The organism is Burkholderia sp. BCC0405 (genome assembly GCF_902833075.1).
GTDB lineage: Bacteria > Pseudomonadota > Gammaproteobacteria > Burkholderiales > Burkholderiaceae > Burkholderia.
In genome coordinates this window covers 70037-87482 of the sequence record NZ_CADFEO010000027.1, presented here as the reverse complement: position 1 = coordinate 87482, position 17446 = coordinate 70037, and the positions used below count along the sequence as shown (strand labels likewise).

General features: G+C 67.5%; 17 protein-coding genes. 14 read left to right on the top strand and 3 right to left on the bottom strand.

The annotated features are described in order from the left end of the window. Positions 1–75: 75 nt before the first annotated feature. A complete protein-coding gene (locus HWX36_RS32485) occupies positions 76–354 on the bottom strand; it encodes a lipoprotein (RefSeq protein ID WP_175957905.1) in 279 nt (92 codons plus the stop codon). 36 nt (positions 355–390) lie between these two features. On the opposite strand from HWX36_RS32485, the gene cyaY reads away from it, so the two are divergent. Then, on the top strand, positions 391–720 hold the full coding sequence (gene cyaY, locus HWX36_RS32480; protein ID WP_039366759.1) for an iron donor protein CyaY: 330 nt from the start codon (positions 391–393) through the stop codon (positions 718–720). A gap of 91 nt (positions 721–811) precedes the next feature. On the opposite strand, the gene HWX36_RS32475 is transcribed toward cyaY, so the two are convergent. Further along, complete coding sequence (locus HWX36_RS32475) at positions 812–3202, bottom strand: penicillin-binding protein 1A (protein ID WP_175957904.1); 2391 nt, start codon at positions 3200–3202, stop codon at positions 812–814. A gap of 220 nt (positions 3203–3422) precedes the next feature. Here HWX36_RS32475 and HWX36_RS32470 point away from each other — a divergent pair, with 220 nt between their 5' ends. The 12 genes from HWX36_RS32470 (at position 3423) to ugpQ (ending at position 15543) form a co-directional block, all read left to right on the top strand. Continuing rightward, positions 3423–4349, top strand: a complete 927-nt coding sequence (locus HWX36_RS32470) for a competence protein ComA (protein WP_175957903.1) — start codon at positions 3423–3425, stop codon at positions 4347–4349. Beyond that, on the top strand, positions 4346–4954 hold the full coding sequence (locus HWX36_RS32465) for a fimbrial protein (RefSeq protein ID WP_175957902.1): 609 nt from the start codon (positions 4346–4348) through the stop codon (positions 4952–4954). The genes HWX36_RS32470 and HWX36_RS32465 overlap by 4 nt, the downstream gene beginning before the upstream one ends. Next, complete coding sequence (locus HWX36_RS32460; RefSeq protein ID WP_175957901.1) at positions 4951–5820, top strand: pilus assembly protein; 870 nt, start codon at positions 4951–4953, stop codon at positions 5818–5820. The genes HWX36_RS32465 and HWX36_RS32460 overlap by 4 nt, the downstream gene beginning before the upstream one ends. Next, on the top strand, positions 5817–7448 hold the full coding sequence (pilQ, locus tag HWX36_RS32455) for a type IV pilus secretin PilQ (protein ID WP_175957900.1): 1632 nt from the start codon (positions 5817–5819) through the stop codon (positions 7446–7448). Before HWX36_RS32460 ends, pilQ begins: the two co-directional genes overlap by 4 nt. 40 nt (positions 7449–7488) lie before the next feature. After that, positions 7489–8043 carry a shikimate kinase AroK gene (gene aroK / locus HWX36_RS32450; protein WP_175957917.1) on the top strand — a complete coding sequence of 185 codons (555 nt, stop codon included), beginning with the start codon at positions 7489–7491 and terminating at the stop codon, positions 8041–8043. Next, entirely contained in the window at positions 8040–9119 is a 1080-nt protein-coding gene (gene aroB, locus HWX36_RS32445) for a 3-dehydroquinate synthase (protein WP_175957899.1), read from the top strand. The genes aroK and aroB overlap by 4 nt, the downstream gene beginning before the upstream one ends. Before the next feature lie 65 nt (positions 9120–9184). Continuing rightward, positions 9185–10369, top strand: coding sequence for a deoxyguanosinetriphosphate triphosphohydrolase (locus HWX36_RS32440; RefSeq protein ID WP_244136586.1), 1185 nt, complete (start codon positions 9185–9187; stop codon positions 10367–10369). Positions 10370–10459: 90 nt separating this feature from the next. After that, positions 10460–11794: a sn-glycerol-3-phosphate ABC transporter substrate-binding protein UgpB gene (gene ugpB / locus HWX36_RS32435; RefSeq protein WP_175957897.1), complete on the top strand. Its 1335-nt coding sequence runs from the start codon at positions 10460–10462 to the stop codon at positions 11792–11794. Between the two features lie 102 nt (positions 11795–11896). Next, the gene (gene ugpA / locus HWX36_RS32430; protein WP_175957896.1) at positions 11897–12781 is read left to right on the top strand and encodes a sn-glycerol-3-phosphate ABC transporter permease UgpA; all 885 of its coding nucleotides are present in this window, start codon (positions 11897–11899) and stop codon (positions 12779–12781) included. After that, a complete protein-coding gene (ugpE, locus tag HWX36_RS32425; RefSeq protein WP_089444814.1) occupies positions 12778–13623 on the top strand; it encodes a sn-glycerol-3-phosphate ABC transporter permease UgpE in 846 nt (281 codons plus the stop codon). The genes ugpA and ugpE overlap by 4 nt, the downstream gene beginning before the upstream one ends. A 32-nt stretch (positions 13624–13655) precedes the next feature. Further along, positions 13656–14741 carry a sn-glycerol-3-phosphate import ATP-binding protein UgpC gene (locus HWX36_RS32420; RefSeq protein ID WP_175957895.1) on the top strand — a complete coding sequence of 362 codons (1086 nt, stop codon included), beginning with the start codon at positions 13656–13658 and terminating at the stop codon, positions 14739–14741. 28 nt (positions 14742–14769) lie between these two features. Further along, positions 14770–15543, top strand: a complete 774-nt coding sequence (gene ugpQ, locus HWX36_RS32415) for a glycerophosphodiester phosphodiesterase (RefSeq protein WP_175957894.1) — start codon at positions 14770–14772, stop codon at positions 15541–15543. Between the two features lie 169 nt (positions 15544–15712). On the opposite strand, the gene HWX36_RS32410 is transcribed toward ugpQ, so the two are convergent. Continuing rightward, positions 15713–16444, bottom strand: a complete 732-nt coding sequence (locus HWX36_RS32410) for an OmpW family outer membrane protein (RefSeq protein WP_175957893.1) — start codon at positions 16442–16444, stop codon at positions 15713–15715. A gap of 193 nt (positions 16445–16637) precedes the next feature. Between HWX36_RS32410 and HWX36_RS32405 the strand changes: the two genes are divergently transcribed. Continuing rightward, positions 16638–17351 carry a transposase gene (locus HWX36_RS32405; RefSeq protein WP_006477151.1) on the top strand — a complete coding sequence of 238 codons (714 nt, stop codon included), beginning with the start codon at positions 16638–16640 and terminating at the stop codon, positions 17349–17351. The last annotated feature ends 95 nt before the right edge of the window (positions 17352–17446 follow it).

The following is a 17446-nucleotide window of genomic DNA, read 5'->3' as shown; positions in this document are numbered from 1 at the left end:
CGCAGCCTGAAAGAACAAAAGGCGATGACCGGGAAGTCATCGCCTTGTTTCGTGGTCCGTGCAGGCGGCGCGTCGTTACTTCGCGACGGCCGGGCTCGACGCCGGTGCGGGCAGGGTCGATGCCCCGCTCGACAATTCGGGTGACAGCGTGAGCGGCGTGCCGGACGAATCGGGCACACTGTCGGACGACGCGTTTTCATCGGTCGGCTTCACGTCCGACGGCGGCGTGTCCTGCTGCTGGAGTGGCTTGGGCATCGGAGGCACGGTGGGCAGATAGAGCGCGCCGCTTTGACCGCAGCCGGCAAGAATCGCCAAAGCCGCTACAATCGCGCTCATCCGGAAAACGACTCGCATGATCGTCCCTGAACAATTGAACCGATAGAGTTTAGCATGTCCGATACCGAATACCTGACCCGTGCCGAGGCCGTGCTGGCGGCCGTCGAGCGTACCGTCGACGACGCCAACGACGGCGATCACGACATCGATCTGGAGCGCAACGGCAGCGTCCTGACGCTGACGTTCGAGAACGGCTCGAAGATCATCGTCAACCTGCAGCCGCCGATGAAGGAAGTGTGGATTGCCGCGAAGGCGGGCGGTTTCCATTACCGTTTCATCGACGGCGAATGGCGCGATACACGCACGGGCACCGAGTTTTTCTCGGCCCTCACTGAATACGCGACGCAGCAGGCCGGCCTGCCGATCACGTTCAGCGCGCCGTAACAGCCCAGCCCGAAGCCGGGGCCGTGCCCCGATGCGTCTTGCCAAAGAAAAAGCGCCCCGCAGGGCGCTTTTTTCATGTCCGGGCCGGCGGTCAGTGCGCGAACAGGTTCATGATGTCCTGCTTTTCCTGCTCGTCGACGTGCGGCACGGTGGCGTCGACGTTCTGCGCGGCCGGGGCCTGCGGCACGCCGACCGTCGACACGAAGCCGTGACCGGGCGTGAACTCGGTGAAGTACAACTCGCCGCCAAGCGACTCGACGCCGTCAGGCACCGCCGGCTTGAACTCGGGCACGCCCTTCAGCGCGGCGCCCATGTAGTCGATCCAGACCGGCAGCGACAGGCCGCCACCCGTTTCGCGATCGCCGAGGCTGCGCGGATTGTCGTAGCCGATCCACGCGATCGCGGCGAGCGTGTGCTGGTAGCCGGCGAACCACGCGTCGTGCGAGTCGTTCGTCGTGCCGGTCTTGCCCGCGAGGTCGGTGCGCTTCAGCACGTTGGTCCGAGCGCCCGTGCCGCGCTGCGCGACGCTTTGCAGCAGGCTGTTCATCACATATGCGTTGCGCGCGTCGATCGCGCGCGGCGCATTCTGCTCGGCGACGAGCGGCTGCGCGCGCACGACGATCGCGCCGTTCGGATCGGTGACTTCGGCGATCAGGTATGGATTGACGCGGTAGCCGCCGTTCGCGAAGACCGAGTACGCCCCCGCCATCTGCAGCGGCGTGACCTGGCCCGCGCCGAGTGCCATCGGCAGGTAGGCCGGATGGCGTTCGGCGTCGAAGCCGAAGCGCGTGATGTACTGCTGCGCGTACTTCGTGCCGATGTGGTTCAGGATCCGGATCGACACGAGGTTGCGCGAGCGCTGCAGCGCGGTGCGCATCGACATCGGGCCTTCGAAGCCGCCACCGTAGTTCTTCGGTTCCCACGGCTGGCCGCCCGTTTCGGCCGCGCTGAAATACAGCGGGCCGTCGTTGATCACGGTTGCCGGCCCGAGGCCCTTGTCGAGCGACGCCGAATAGATGAACGGCTTGAACGACGAACCCGGCTGCCGCCATGCCTGCGTGACGTGGTTGAACTTGTTCTTGTTGTAGTCGAAGCCGCCGACGAGCGAGCGGATCGCGCCGTCCTGCGGGACGATCGACAGGAACGCTCCCTCGACCTGCGGCAACTGCGTGATCGACCATGTGCCGGTGTCGTTCTTCACGACGCGGACGATCGCACCCGGGCGGATGCGGCGATTCGGCTGCGCGTTGGCCGACAGCGCGCCCGACGCGAAGCGCAGGTTGTCGCCTTCGATGGTCGCATTGCTGCCGTCGATGAACGCAACCGTGATCTGGCGCGGACTGGCGGCCGTGACAACCGCGGCAATCAGCTCACCGTTGTCGGGGTGTTCCAGCAGCGCGTCGTCGATCGCCTGTTCGCGGTCGTCGGCACCGGCCGGCAGATCGATGAAGCCTTCCGGCCCCCGATAGCCGTGCCGGCGTTCGTAATCCATGATGCCCTTGCGCAGCGCGGTGTACGCGACCTGCTGGTCCGCGGAGTCGATCGTCGTGACGACGTTGAAGCCGCGTGTGTAGGTTTCCTCACGGTACTGCGCGTACATCATTTGTCGGACCATTTCCGCGACGTACTCTGCGTGCACGCTGAAATCGCGGCCCGGACCCTTGACGACGAGCGGCTGTGCGACGGCCTCGTCGTACTGCTCGCGCGAGATGAAGTTCAGCTCGAGCATCCGTTGCAGGATGTATTCCTGGCGCACCTTCGCGCGCTTCGGGTTCACGACCGGGTTGTACGCGGACGGCGCCTTCGGCAGCCCCGCGAGCATCGCCGCTTCGGCGAGCGTGATGTCCTTCAGGTCCTTGCCGAAGTAGACCCGCGCGGCGCTCGCGAAGCCGTACGCGCGCTGGCCGAGATAGATCTGATTCATGTAGACCTCGAGAATCTGATCCTTCGTCAGCGCACGCTCGATCCGGTACGCGAGCAGCATCTCGTAGATCTTGCGCGTGTAGGTCTTCTCGCTCGACAGGAAGAAGTTGCGCGCGACCTGCATCGTGATCGTGCTCGCCCCCTGCGATGCATGGCCGTTCGTCAGCGCGACGAAGCCGGCGCGGACGATGCCGGTGAGGTCCACGCCGCCGTGATCGTAGAAGCGCGCGTCTTCGATCGCCAGGATCGCTTTCTTCAGCGAGTCGGGCACGTCCTTGAAATGGACGACGTCGCGGCGTTCCTCACCGAATTCGCCGATCAGGACGTGATCGGACGTATAGATGCGCAGCGGCACCTTCGGCCGATAGTCGGTCAGCGCGTCGAGCGACGGCATGTTCGGCCACGCAACGACGAGCGCGTAGCCGAGCACGAGGCCGCCGGCCACGACGAGCGCCACGCACATCGTGGCGAATCCGAGCAGGACTTTTTGCCACCAGGGACGCTTCTTCGGCTCCGGGGCGGGAGGCGGGGACGTAGGAGTCGTGGATTGCATAGGCATACCGGAAAACAGTCCCGCGATTATAGCCGCCCGGTAAGACCGGTCCTGACGCGGGGGCCGCCCACCGCGAAGACGCGGCTTGGCGCACTTCCAGCATAGCCCGCGCGAGGCCGTCGCGAGCGGATGCTGGCCGTTAGGCCGACTGTCGGCCGCCCGCGCCGCTTTGCAGAATCAGGTCTCGGAAACGCGGCATGGGCCGCGACGATTTCGGGAGGCTGGGATGGCGGGACGATGGGGTGCGCGGTTTGCGCGGGGCGGGCACCGGTCGACGGGAGTCGACGTCGGTGCGGACGAGGTGAGGGTGGTCGTGCTGAGCCGGCGCGGCCGGGGCGCTCAGGTGTACGTCGAGGGGCTCGAACGGGAGCCGGTCGGGTTGGCGGGCGGGCCTGAGGATGCGCGCTGGGCTGCGGTCGCGCGTGCGCTGGCCGCAGCCGTGTCGAGACTGTCGGCGGCCGGCGTGCGGTGCGACGCGCGTGGCGTGATGGCGTTGCACGATGACGAGATGCGCACCGCGACGCTTGATCTGGCCGGGCGGGACGACATCGAGGACGCCGCGCGGCAGGCGGCCGAACGCATCTCGGGGCTGGCGCCGGACAGTCTCGCGTTCGACTGGCGGCAGGATGGCGGAGCGGGGTCGCGCGAGATCGAGATTGCCGTGGCCCCGCTGGCGCTGCTCGAACGGCGGATCGACGTAGCCGCGCAGGCCGGTATCGACCTGACGGTGGTCGACGGCGAGTCGGCCGCGGCGCTGCGTGCGTTGCGCTATGCCGCGCAATTCGAACCCGACGCGCAGGCGGGGCCGTGCGCGGCACTCTGGTTTCATGACTCGGGCGTGCACGGCTGGCGCATCGACGGCCCGTTGGCCGTGCCGGTGCTGACGCAGTCCGGCGCCGTGCCGGGGGCGATTTCCGATGCATTGCGCGGGCGGGCGCTCGGGGCCTTGTGCGGCGTACTCGTGGCCGGAGACGAGCGGTGTATCGCCCGTTTCGATACGTCCATCGCCGAGATCGGCGACCTACTCGGCGCGGCTGCGGTGCCGTTCGACTGTTCGGGCTGGAACGGGCAACCGTGCCCGCCCGCCGGCATGCCGGGCGGCCCGGCATGGGCGGTCGCATTCGGGCTGGCATTGCGCGGGGTGTGGGAATGACGGTCTGTCATGCAGGGCCGCGGGGCTTCAACCTGCTGCCATACCGCGAGCGGCTGGCGCAGGTGTTGCGACGTCGTCGCGCCATGCAGTGCGGTGCGGCGATCCTGTTCGGCGTGCTCGGCGCCTGCCTGTGGACGGGCGCCGCCGCCGGGGCGCGGTGGCGTGTGGATACCGAGCGCGCAAGCGTGGAGGCGCGGCTGCGGCAGTTGCAGCCGCAGGTGGGCGCCGCGACGCGCTCAGCCAAGGCAGCGGCCGTCGCCGCGCAGCGCGACGCGCAGGCGGCCGCGCTCGCCGCGCCTTACCGGCACGTCGCAGGGCTGCTGGCCACGCTGGCGCGGATGCGTGACGGCACCGTCCGGCTCGACGCGCTGCGCACGACGTCGGCCGGTGCCGTGCTGGATGTACGCGCCGCGAGCTACCGGGCGGCCGCGCGATGGCTCGCGGGGATGGCGCGCGAGCAGCGTGGCTGGCGGATCGACATCGATGCGTTGAAGCCTGCCTCGGATGCGCCTGTCGCGACGGGCGGGATGCCCTTCCGGTTCTCGGTTCAACTGCGCTGGCACGACGCGATGTCGCCTCGGAAAGCCCCGGGAGGTGGCGCATGACGGCGGCGCTCGTGCATCGGCCCGCACGGCGTGGCGATGAATGGCTGGGGGGCATGCGGCGCGTGTCGCCGGCGGCTGTACACATCGCGGGCTGCATGCTCGCGTTCGCGGCCGTGCTGGCGGGCGGCATTCATCTGGCGAATGCCGCCGACTGGAGCGGGCTTGCGCACAGCCGCGCGTTGCTGGCGGCGGCGCAGATGCGTGAGGCCGACGCGCAGCGTGTTCTGACGGCCGCCGCCCGGCAACGCGACGGGCATCCGGCGGCGGCACGCGGCGATCGCTCGTCGCGTGCGCCGGAATGGGCCGCGTTGATGCTGGAACTGGCGGATCGCGCCGCGTCGAGCGGGCTGCTCGACGTATCGATCGAGCCGTTGCGCGCCGACGGTGCGGGTCCGGACGGCCGGCGCACGGTGCGCATCGTCGCGGATGGCGGCTTTCGCGCATTGCTGCAGATGGTCGGCGGGTTGGCGCGTTTCCCGGTGCTGGCGGTGCCGACCGCGCTGCGTGTGGAACGGGGAAAGGAGGCCGCGCGCGTGGAAATGTCTGTCGACGTGTTTCCGGAGTTGCCGGCGGTAATGTCCACGGGCGGGGAGACGCCGGTTCTGGCCGATGCGTCCGGTGCCGATCCGTTCGGCGAGGCTGATTCGTCTGAAGCGGCGGGGGCGGCTGTTCGCCTGGCCGGCACGATTCGCGATGGGCGCGCCGGTCTCGCGTTGTTCGACGACGGTGACGGCGCATTCACCGCCGTGGTGCCCGGCGAAACCCTCGGGGCAGCGCGAGTGGTACGAGTCGATCCCGTCGCCGTGACGCTCGCGACGGCGGACGGCGCATACCGCGTCACCCTGAACGAAGGGAGGCGGCCATGATCAAGCACGGATGTCGGGCACTTGCCGTCTGGGCCGGATTGAGCGCGGCCGGTGCAAGCGCCGCGTTGCCGCCGCTGCCGGCCGTCTGGCCAGCGGCATCGACGGATATGCCGGTGCCGGGCCTGCCGCTGCCGCAAGGTGCGGTGGACGGTGCGGGCAACACCGTATCGACGGAGGCCGGCCAGCCGCCGTTCGACCAGGCGGCTCGCGCGGCGCTTCAGGCGGAGGCCGCTACCCCGGCACCCGGGCTGGAGGGGCCGCCGATCCCGTTGGCGCCGCCGGCCCGGATGGCCGACGCTGCTGCCCGACACCCGGGCGATGCGGACGACGCACGGCGGATCTCGCTGAATCTGCAGGGTGCGGGGCTCGCGGCCGCATTCGACGCGTTCGCCCGGTTCACCGGACTCAATATCGTCGTCGGCGAGCAGGTGCGTGGCACCGTCACGTTGCGTCTGAACAAGGTGCCTTGGCGCGATGCCTTTGACACGCTGCTCGATACGCACGGGCTCGCGATGTCCCGGCGGGGCAACGTGATATGGGTCACGCCGGCGGCCGAGCTGGCCGCGCGCGAACGCGAGCGCTTCGAAATGCACGCGCGGGCCGCCGATCTGGAGCCACTTGCGAGCCGTACGTTCGCGCTGCACTACCCGCGCGCGCAGGACGTGCAACGGCTGCTGGCCGGCGCGACCGGCCAGCGCCTGCTGTCGAAGCGCGGCGCCGCGGCGGCCGATCCGCGTACGAACCTGCTGTTCGTCACCGATCTTGCACCGCGTCTCGGCCAGATCGCGAGCCTGATCGATGCGATCGACCGGCCGTCGCGGCAGGTCCGGATCGAGGCCCGCATCGTCGAGGGCGAGCAGGGCTTTTCGCGCAATTTAGGCGCACGCGTCGCGCTGCGGGCGCAGGAGCGGCCGCCGTCGGGCGAGAGCGGCACGTTCACGACCGGCGCGCGCAACGCGCTCGACCTTGCCGCGCGGCCGCTCGGCGGCTTCGAAGCGGCAACCGCCGGCTTCACGCTGTTCGCCGCGCCGCTCAGCCGCGTGCTCGATGTCGAACTGAGCGCGCTCGAGGCGCAGGGGCGGGGCCAGATCGTTTCGAGCCCGCGCGTGGTGACCGCCGATCGCGTCAAGGCCATCGTGGAACAGGGTTCGGAGCTGCCGTACCAGGCGAAGGTCGGCAACGGCGTGAGCGGCGTGCAGTTCCGCCGGGCGACGCTCAAGCTCGAGGTCGAGCCGCAGATCACGCCGGACGGGCGCGTGGTGCTCGACCTGGACGTGACGAAGGACAGCATCGGCGAGCCGACGGCGGCCGGCCCGGCAATTCATACAAAGCACGTCCAGACGCGCGTCGAGGTCGAGAACGGCGGGACGGTCGCGATCGGCGGGATCTATGAGCAGCTGAACCGGAACGATGTGACGCGCGTGCCGCTCTTGGGCAAAATACCGTTTTTGGGCGCGCTTTTCCGGCACCGCGCGCAGCGCGACCAGCGCAGCGAACTGGTCGTCTTCATCACGCCGACCGTCGTCGATGCGCGCTGCAGTGCGCGCGGCGCGGGCGGCGCGGATGTCGAAAAAACGGGGCCGGAAGCCGCCGGCGCAGGCTCGACAAGGCAGCCGCTTTGCCAGTAAGCTGCGCCACACACCAGCAAGATTGAAGCAGAGGAAGCCGTTGCAAGCGCGGGACCCACATGCAAACGTATTTTTCGTCGGCCTTATGGGAGCGGGTAAGACCACCGTGGGCCGTGCGGTCGCGCGTCGTCTCGACAGGACGTTCTTCGACTCCGACCACGAAATCGAGGCCCGCACGGGCGCACGCATTCCGGTGATCTTCGAGCTGGAGGGCGAGGCCGGGTTTCGCGATCGCGAAACGCAGGTGATCGCCGATCTCACGCAGCGCGAGAACATCGTGCTCGCGACGGGCGGCGGCGCGGTGCTGCGCCCGGAAAACCGCGACTGCCTGAAAAGCCACGGCATTGTCGTCTACCTGCGCGCCAATCCGCACGATCTGTGGCTGCGCACGCGCAAGGACAAGAACCGCCCGTTGCTGCAGACCGAAGATCCGAAAGGGCGTCTCGAAGCGCTCTATGAAGTGCGCGACCCGCTGTACCGCGAATGCGCGGATTTCGTCATCGAGACCGGCCGTCCGTCGGTCAACGGTCTCGTCAACATGGTGTTGATGCAACTCGAACTGGCGGGCGTCATCGCCAAGCCGCTACAAGCATGATTACTGTCAACGTCGATCTGGGCGACCGCGCCTATCCGATTCGCATTGGCGCCGGCCTGATCGGCCGCGCCGAACTGTTCGCGCCTCATATCAAGGGCTCGTCCGTCACGATCGTCACGAACACGACGGTCGATCCGCTCTACGGCGACGCGCTGCGCGCGGCGCTCGCGCCGCTCGGCAAGCGTGTGTCGACGGTCGTGCTGCCGGACGGCGAGGCGTACAAGAACTGGGAAACGCTGAACCTGATCTTCGACGGCCTGCTGACCGACCGCGCCGACCGCAAGACGACCCTCGTCGCGCTTGGCGGCGGCGTGATCGGCGACATGACGGGCTTTGCGGCCGCGTGCTACATGCGCGGCGTGCCGTTCATCCAGGTGCCGACGACGCTGCTGTCGCAGGTCGACTCGTCGGTCGGCGGCAAGACGGGCATCAACCACCCGCTCGGCAAGAACATGATCGGCGCGTTCTACCAGCCGCAGGCCGTGATCGCGGACATTGGCGCGCTGACGACCCTGCCCGATCGCGAACTGGCGGCCGGCGTCGCCGAGATCATCAAGACCGGCGCGATCGCCGATGCTGAATTCTTCGACTGGATCGAGGCGAACGTCGACGCGCTCAACCGTCGCGACCCGGCTGCGCTCGCACACGCGGTGAAGCGCTCGTGCGAGATCAAGGCGAGCGTGGTGGCGGCCGACGAACGCGAAGGCGGCCTGCGCGCGATCCTGAACTTCGGCCACACGTTCGGCCATGCGATCGAGGCCGGGCTCGGCTACGGCGAATGGCTGCACGGCGAGGCGGTCGGCTGTGGGATGGTGATGGCGGGTGACCTGTCGGTGCGGCTCGGCCTGCTCGACGAAGCGTCGCGGCAGCGCCTCGATGCGGTGATCGCGGCCGCGCACCTGCCGACCCGCGGGCCCGCGCTCGGCGACGCGCGCTACATGGACCTGATGCGCGTCGACAAGAAGGCCGAGGCCGGTGCGATCAAGTTCATCCTGCTGAAGCGATTCGGCGATACGGTGATCACGCAGGCGCCGGACGAAGCGGTGTCCGCTACACTGGCACAGACGACCCGCTAACGGCCGCCCGGATGCCCCGGCGCCCCTGACCTGGAGGAGACGTGAGCGAGACATCCAGCAGCACACTGCCCGAAGCCGGCCGCGCATCCGCTGCGCCGGTGGCCGAGCCGCCGACGCTGGCGGCGCTGGAAGCCCATCTCGCTCCGTATGCCGCGCACGCATCGCAGTCGCGCGGCCGCCGCCATCCGGAAACACCGCCGGCGGCACGCACCGAATTCCAGCGCGACCGCGACCGCATCGTTCATTCGACCGCGTTTCGCCGTCTCGAATACAAGACGCAGGTCTTCGTCAATCACGAAGGCGACCTGTTCCGCACCCGCCTCACACACAGTCTCGAAGTCGCGCAGATCGCGCGCTCGGTCGCGCGCAACCTGCGCCTGAACGAGGATCTCGTCGAGGCGATCTCGCTCGCGCACGATCTCGGCCATACGCCGTTCGGCCATGCCGGGCAGGACGCACTGAATGCCTGCATGCGCGAGCATGGCGGCTTCGAGCACAACCTGCAGAGCCTGGCAGTCGTCGACGAGCTCGAGGAGCACTACGGCGCGTTCAACGGGCTGAACCTGTGCTTCGAAACGCGCGAAGGCATCCTGAAGCACTGTTCGCGCGAGAATGCGCGCAAGCTCGGCGCGCTCGGCGAGCGCTTCCTGCAGGGCCGCCAGCCGTCGCTCGAAGCGCAGCTCGCCAACATCGCTGACGAGATCGCGTACAACAACCACGATGTCGACGACGGCCTGCGTTCCGGCCTGATCACGATCGAGCAACTCGCGGAAGTCGAACTGTGGCAGCGCCACTACGAGGCGGCGCTCGCCGAATTCCCGCACCTCGAAGGCCGCCGTCTCGTGCACGAGACGGTGCGCCGCATCATCAACACGCTGATCGTCGACCTGATCGACGAGACCACGCGCAATCTCGTGCGCGTCGCGCCCGCGTCGCTCGATGACGTGCGCGCCGCGCCGCCGCTCGTGTCGCACAGCGAGACGGTTGCTGCGCAGGCGGCCGCCCTCAAGCGTTTCCTCTTCAAGAACCTCTATCGCCACTACAAGGTCATGCGCATGGCGAGCAAGGCGCAGCGCGTCGTCACCGGGCTGTTCGATGCATTCATCGACGATCCGCGCCTGCTGCCGCCGCCCTACCAGTCCGACGACACCGGGCAGCAGCCGCGCCTCGTCGCGCACTACATCGCCGGCATGACCGACCGCTTCGCGCTGAAGGAGTATCAGCGCCTGTTCGTCATCAACGACAACTGACTGTCACAAACGATCACTAGACTTCGCCGGTTCAATGGCGGCGGGAATGTTGCACACGCTGTTGGTAACGTTTTCATAGGAGAGAGGTCGATGAAGAAGAAGCCTGCGGGGACACTGGTTCGTTCTATCGCGCTCGGCGGCGCGCTGATGTTCGGGGTGCAGCACGTGGCGCTCGCCGCGACGGAAATCCAGTTCTGGCACGCGATGGAAGCCGTGCTCGGCGAGCGGGTCAACGCGATTGCCGACCAGTTCAATGCGTCGCAGAGCGACTACAAGATCGTGCCGGTCTTCAAGGGCACCTACGACCAGGCGCTCGCGGCCGGCATCGCCGCCTATCGGAGCGGCAACGCGCCGGCGATCCTCCAGGTCTATGAAGTCGGCACGGCCACGATGATGCAGGCGAAGAAGGCCGTCGTCCCTGTCTACGACGTGTTCAAGCAGGCCGGCGTGCCGCTCGACGAAAAGGGGTTCGTGCCGACCATCGCGAGCTACTACAGCGACGCGAAGACGGGCCACCTCGTATCGATGCCGTTCAACAGCTCGACGCCGGTGCTGTACTACAACAAGGACGCGTTCAGGAAGGCTGGGCTCGACCCGAACCAGCCGCCGAAGACGTGGGCCGACGTGAAGGCCGATGCCGAGAAGCTGCGCAAGTCGGGGATGGCATGCGGCTTCACGACCGGCTGGCAGGGCTGGATCCAGCTCGAAAACTACAGTGCCTGGCACGGGCTGCCGTTCGCGAGCCGCAACAACGGCTTCGACGGCACCGACGCGGTGCTCGAATTCAACAAGCCGCAGCAGATCGCGCACATCTCGTTCCTGCAGCAGATGGCGAAGGACGGCACGTTCACTTACGCGGGCCGCAAGGATGAAGCGTCGGCGAAGTTCTACAGCGGCGACTGCGGGATCATGACGACGTCGTCGGGCGCGCTCGCGAACGTGCAGAAGTTCGCGAAGTTCAGCTACGGCACGGGCATGATGCCGTACGACGCGAACGTCAAGGGCGCGCCGCAGAATGCGATCATCGGCGGCGCGAGCCTGTGGGTGCTGGCCGGCAAGGATCCGGCGACCTACAAGGGCGTCGCGAAATTCCTCGCGTACCTGGCCTCGCCGGCGGTCGCCGCGAAGTGGCACCAGGACACGGGCTACCTGCCCGTGACGACCGCGGCGTACGACCTCACGCGCCAGCAGGGCTTCTACGCGAAGAACCCGAGCGCCGAAACCGCGATCAGGCAGATGCTGAACAAGCCGCCGCTGCCGTACACGAAGGGGCTGCGCCTGGGCAACATGCCGCAGATCCGCACGGTGGTCGACGAGGAGTTCGAACAGGTCTGGGCGCAGAAGAAGTCGCCGAAGGACGCGCTCGATTCGGCCGCGTCGCGCGGCGACGAACTGCTGCGCCGCTTCGAGAAGTCGGGCGGCTGAGCCCGCATCGCACCGTGCCGCCGGCCGCGTCGCATCCTGTACGGATGCGCGCGCCGGCCGGCGGCACAGCCCCTTTCCGTTGCGCCTGACCGGATATCCGCGATGCAATCCCGTTCCCGTTTCGGTACGAGCCTGTTGCCGTACCTGCTGATCGCGCCGCAGCTCGCGATCACCGCCGTGTTCTTCCTGTGGCCGGCTGGCGTCGCGCTGTGGCAGTCGACGCAGATGCAGGATGCGTTCGGCACGTCGAGCGAATTCGTCGGCCTCGCGAACTTCACGCACCTGTTCGCCGATCCGCTGTATCTCGATTCGTTCCGCACGACGCTCGTGTTCAGTTCGCTCGTCACGGTGAGCGGGCTCGTCGTGTCGCTGATCCTCGCCGCGTGCGCCGATCGCGTGATCCGCGGCGCGCGCGTGTATCGCACGCTGCTGATCTGGCCGTACGCGGTCGCCCCGACGATCGCCGCCGTGCTGTGGGCGTTCCTGTTCAACCCGAGCATCGGCCTGATCACCTATGCCCTCGCGAAGAGCGGCATCGTGTGGAACCACGCGCTGAACGGCGGCCAGGCGATGTTCCTGGTCGTGCTCGCGTCGGTGTGGAAACAGGTGAGCTACAACTTCCTGTTCTTCTACGCGGGCCTGCAGGCGATCCCGCGCTCGCTGATCGAGGCGGCGTCGATCGACGGCGCCGGGCCGGTGCGGCGCTTCTTCAACATCGTGCTGCCGCTGCTGTCGCCCACCAGCTTCTTCCTGCTGGTCGTGAACCTCGTCTACGCGTTCTTCGACACCTTCCCGGTGATCGACGCCGCCACCGGCGGCGGCCCGGCGCAGAGCACGAAGACGCTGATCTACAAGATCTTCGCGGAAGGCTTCCAGGGGCTCGATATCGGCAGCTCGGGCGCGCAGTCGGTCGTGCTGATGATCATCGTCGTCGGGCTTACGGTGATCCAGTTCCGCTTCGTCGAACGCAGGGTGCAATACGCATGATCGAAAATCGCAAGGGCTTCGACCTGTTCTGCCACGCGGTGCTGATCGCGGGCGTCGTGCTGATCGTGTTTCCCGTGTACGTCGCATTCTGCGCGGCGACGATGAACGCGCAGGAAGTGTTCACGGTGCCGCTGTCGCTCGTGCCGAGCACGCACCTGTTCGAGAACGTCGCGTACATCTGGGGGCACGGCAGCGGCGGCACGACGGCGCCGTTCGGCCGCCTGCTCGTGAACAGCTTCGCGATGGCACTCGGCATCGCGGTGGGCAAGATCGCGGTGTCGATCCTGTCCGCGTACGCGATCGTCTATTTCCGCTTCCCGTTCCGCAACACGGCGTTCTGGCTGATCTTCATCACGCTGATGCTGCCGGTGGAAGTGCGGATCTTCCCGACCGTGCAGGTCGTGTCGACGCTGCACCTGACGAACACCTACGCAGGGCTCACGCTGCCGCTGATCGCATCGGCGACCGCGACGTTTCTGTTCCGCCAGTTCTTCATGACGCTGCCCGACGAGCTGATGGACGCCGCGCGCATCGACGGCGCGGGGCCGCTGCGGTTCTTCTGGGACGTCGTGCTGCCGCTGTCGAAGACGAGCATCGCGGCACTGTTCGTGATCACGTTCATCTACGGCTGGAACCAGTATCTGTGGCCGATCCTGATCACGACGGAGGCCTCGCTGTCGACGGCGGTGGTGGGCATCAAGACGATGATCGCGAGCGGCGACGCCGCGACCGAATGGCAATACGTGATGGCGGCGACGCTGCTCGGGATGATCCCGCCGCTCGTCGTCGTGCTGGCGATGCAGCGCTGGTTCGTGCGCGGCCTCGTCGATTCCGAGAAATAAATGACGGACGGCAACCGGGAGAAAGACCAAGAATGGCTGCGCTGAGCTTGAAGGGCGTCAGGAAATCCTACGACGGCAAGCAGCACGTGCTGCATGGCATCGACGTGGAGATCGCCGACGGTGAATTCATCGTGCTGGTCGGCCCGTCGGGCTGCGGCAAGTCGACGTTGCTGCGGATGATCGCGGGGCTCGAGAGCGTGACGGACGGCGAGATCGCGATCGGCGAGCGCGTCGTCAACGCGCTGGAGCCGAAGGATCGCGACATCGCGATGGTGTTCCAGAACTATGCGCTGTACCCGCACATGACGGTCGCGCAGAACATGGGCTACGGGCTGAAGATCCGCGGGATCGAGCGAGCGACGATCGATTCGCGGGTGGCGGCGGCCGCGAAGATCCTCGAACTCGAGCCGCTGCTCGCGCGGCGGCCGCGCGAGTTGTCGGGCGGCCAGCGGCAGCGCGTCGCGATGGGTCGCGCGATCGTGCGCGAGCCGTCGGTGTTCCTGTTCGACGAGCCGTTGTCGAACCTCGACGCGAAGTTGCGCGTACAAATGCGGCTCGAGATCCAGCGGTTGCATGCGCGGCTCGCGACGACGAGCGTCTACGTGACGCACGACCAGATCGAGGCGATGACGCTCGCGCAGCGCGTGATCGTGATGAATCGCGGCTACGCGGAACAGATCGGTGCGCCGGTCGACGTGTACGAGAAGCCGGCGACGGTGTTCGTCGCCGGCTTCATCGGCTCGCCCGCGATGAACCTGATGCACGGCCGGCTGTCGGACGACGGCGCGACGTTTGCGGTCGCGGGGGGCGGCCCCGCGCTGCCGGTCGCCGGCGCCCCCGGCATCGGCACGACGATCGCCACCGGGCGCGACTGGGTGCTCGGCGTGCGTCCCGAACACATGACGCCGCAGCCGGGCGTCGCGCAGGCGACGCTGCCGGTCGACTCGTGCGAGCTGCTCGGCGCGGACAATCTCGCGCACGGCCGCTGGGGCAATCACGACGTCGCCGTGCGCCTGCCGCACGCGGACCGTCCCGCGCGCGGCTCGGCGCTGGCGGCGGCGCTGCCCGCGCACCGGCTGCATTTCTTCGATCCCGAGACCGGCAAGCGTGCCGGATGAACCTGCTGACCTTGCCAAGAGACCGACGATGACGACCCGTACCGACTGGTGGCCCTATCCGCGCGTCGTCGCCCATCGTGGCGGCGGCACGCTCGCACCGGAGAACACGCTCGCCGCGCTCGACGAGGGCGCGCGCCGCGGCCATCGGATGGTCGAGTTCGACGCGAAGCTGTCGGCCGACGACGTGACGTTCCTGCTGCACGACGACACGGTCGACCGCACGTCGAACGGTCACGGCGCGGCGGCGGGCATGCGTTATGCGGCGCTGGCCGCGCTCGACGCGGGTGCGTGGCGCGACGCGCGCTTCGCCGGCGAGCGGATGCCGACGCTCGAGGCGGCGGCGGCGCGCTGCATCGCCCACGGGCTCGCCGCGAATGTTGAGATCAAGCCGTGCCCGGGGCGCGAGCGCGAGACCGGGCAGCGCGTGGCGGCCGACGCGGCCGCGTACTGGCGGGATGCCGCGGTCCCGCCGCTCCTGTCGTCGTTCTCGTTCGAGGCGCTGCAACAGGCGCGCGCGACGGCGCCTGCGCTGCCGCGCGGGATGCTCTACGAGGCGGTGCCGGACGACTGGCATGCGCAAGTCGTCGGCGCGCTCGGCTGCGTTTCGTTGCATGCAGACCACAAACAGCTCGACGAAGCGCTCGTGCGCGCGATCAAGGCGGCCGGGCTGCGCATCCTGGTTTACACGGTGAACGACCTCGAACGGGCGCGCGAACTCGCGCGCTGGGGCGTCGATGCGGTCTGCACGGACCGGATCGACCTGATCGGGCCCGCCGCGCTGGACGACATCGACATCGTCTGACGATTGCGACGGCGGCCGGCGAAGCCGGCGTCCGAACGTGCCTGATGCGAAAAAGCAACGCCCCGACGGGATTTCCGCCGGGGCGTTGTGCATCGTGGAGACGTTACGTCACGAAAAATCCGCTACAAATTGCAGCAGGATTAACCATTCCCCAAATATTCGACTACGCTTAGAAGCGGTAGCCGACGTTCAGGTACGTCACGATCGGGTTCAGCGAGATGTGCGCCTTCGACGTTTCCGTCAGCGTACCGACCTGCGTGCGGCGGGCCGTCGTGAAGGTTGCGGTCACGCTGACCGGGATGTACGACATCGACAGGCCCGCGAACCAGTGTTTCGTGAAGTTGTACGTGAAGCCGGCGTTGAAGACGGGCGCCCACTGGTTGCTGGTCGTTGCGCTGGTCGGGCCGCCGAGCACGCCGTTCTCGAATGCGCCGTTGGTGATCTTCGCGCCGGTGAACCAGATATACGTCGCGCCGACGCCGACATACGGACGGAACTTCGCGTTGGCGTCGTTGAAGTGGTAGCGAAGCAGTACGGCGGGGCTCCACTGATACGCACGGCCGAGTACGCCGAACTGTTCGAACTGACCCTTGCCGGTAATGTCGAACTTCGGCGGTATCCCCATGACGAGCTCGGTGGAGATGTGGTCGGTAATGAAGTATCCGGTCGCGAGGCCGAGGGTGTCAGCATCGCTGATTCCCGCGCCGGTATTGGGAATCGACTGATTGATGGGCGTGCCGCCGACGCTGTACACGTAAAGCGGGTCGCTGCTGTCCTGCGGGGCCAGGTGGAACCAGCCGGTGCTGACGTAGAAATCACCTGCGGATTGTGCATGTGCCGTACCGCCCGCGAAAGCGAATGCGAGCGCTGCGGCCCCCGTAATGGCCAGTTTTCGTTTCATTGTGTCTCCTCCGATCAAAGGCGTGCTCATTATGACGACTGCGTTTAAAACCAAACAAGCTCGTAAGTTAGAGTTTTCTCCCTAGGTTTCGTACGACCGTACGCTTTCGCGCCCGGCGGGGAGCGGCATTCAGCGCAGGTGCGCAATTTCGGACCCCCGGGTATTTCCTAACGCGTTCAAACGGACATTCAGCATGGCACGGTTAGCACGACTCTACGTTCCCGACCAGCCGCAGCACGTGATACTGCGCGGCCTGGATCAGCAACCCGCGTTCGTCGACGACCAGGACTACGAACTCTTCATCGATTGCCTGAAGGCCGCCGCACGCGATCATCACCTGTCGGTGCACGCCTACGTGCTGCTGCCGCGCCAGGTGCAACTGCTCGTGACGCCGAGCGACGAAGCGAGCCTGCCAAAGGCGATGCAGGCCGTCGGTCGCCGCTACGTCGCGCATTTCAACCGGCGCTATTCGCGGCGCGGCACCCTGTGGGAAGGCCGCTATCGCGCGACCGTGATCGAAGGCGAGCGCTATTTCCTGCTCGCGAGCCGCGTGGTCGAGATGAGCCCGGTGCGCGCGCAGCTCGTCGCGACGCCCGAGGCCTATCGCTGGTCGAGCTACCGGCACCACGTCGGGCTCACCGTCGACAGCCTGATCACCGACCATCCGCTCTACTGGGCGCTCGGCAATACGCCGTTCGACCGTCAGCGCGCGTACAAGGAGCTGTGCGAGCAGCCGCTCGACGAGCGGCAGGCCGACCAGCTGCAGCAGGCGACGTTGAAGGGCTGGGTGCTCGGCGGAGAGAATTATCGCGAGTGGGCGGCGCGTACGGCGAACCGGCGCGTGTCGCCGCTGCCGCGCGGACGCCCCAGAAAGGTGCGTGAAAACACGCCGCCGATCCAGCAGTAACGCAGGAACGGCGGTTCAGGAGGCGGCGCTGCGGGCGCCGCTTCTTTTTGCACCAAAATGATACGACCCCAATAAAACGGCACCAGATCGAAGCA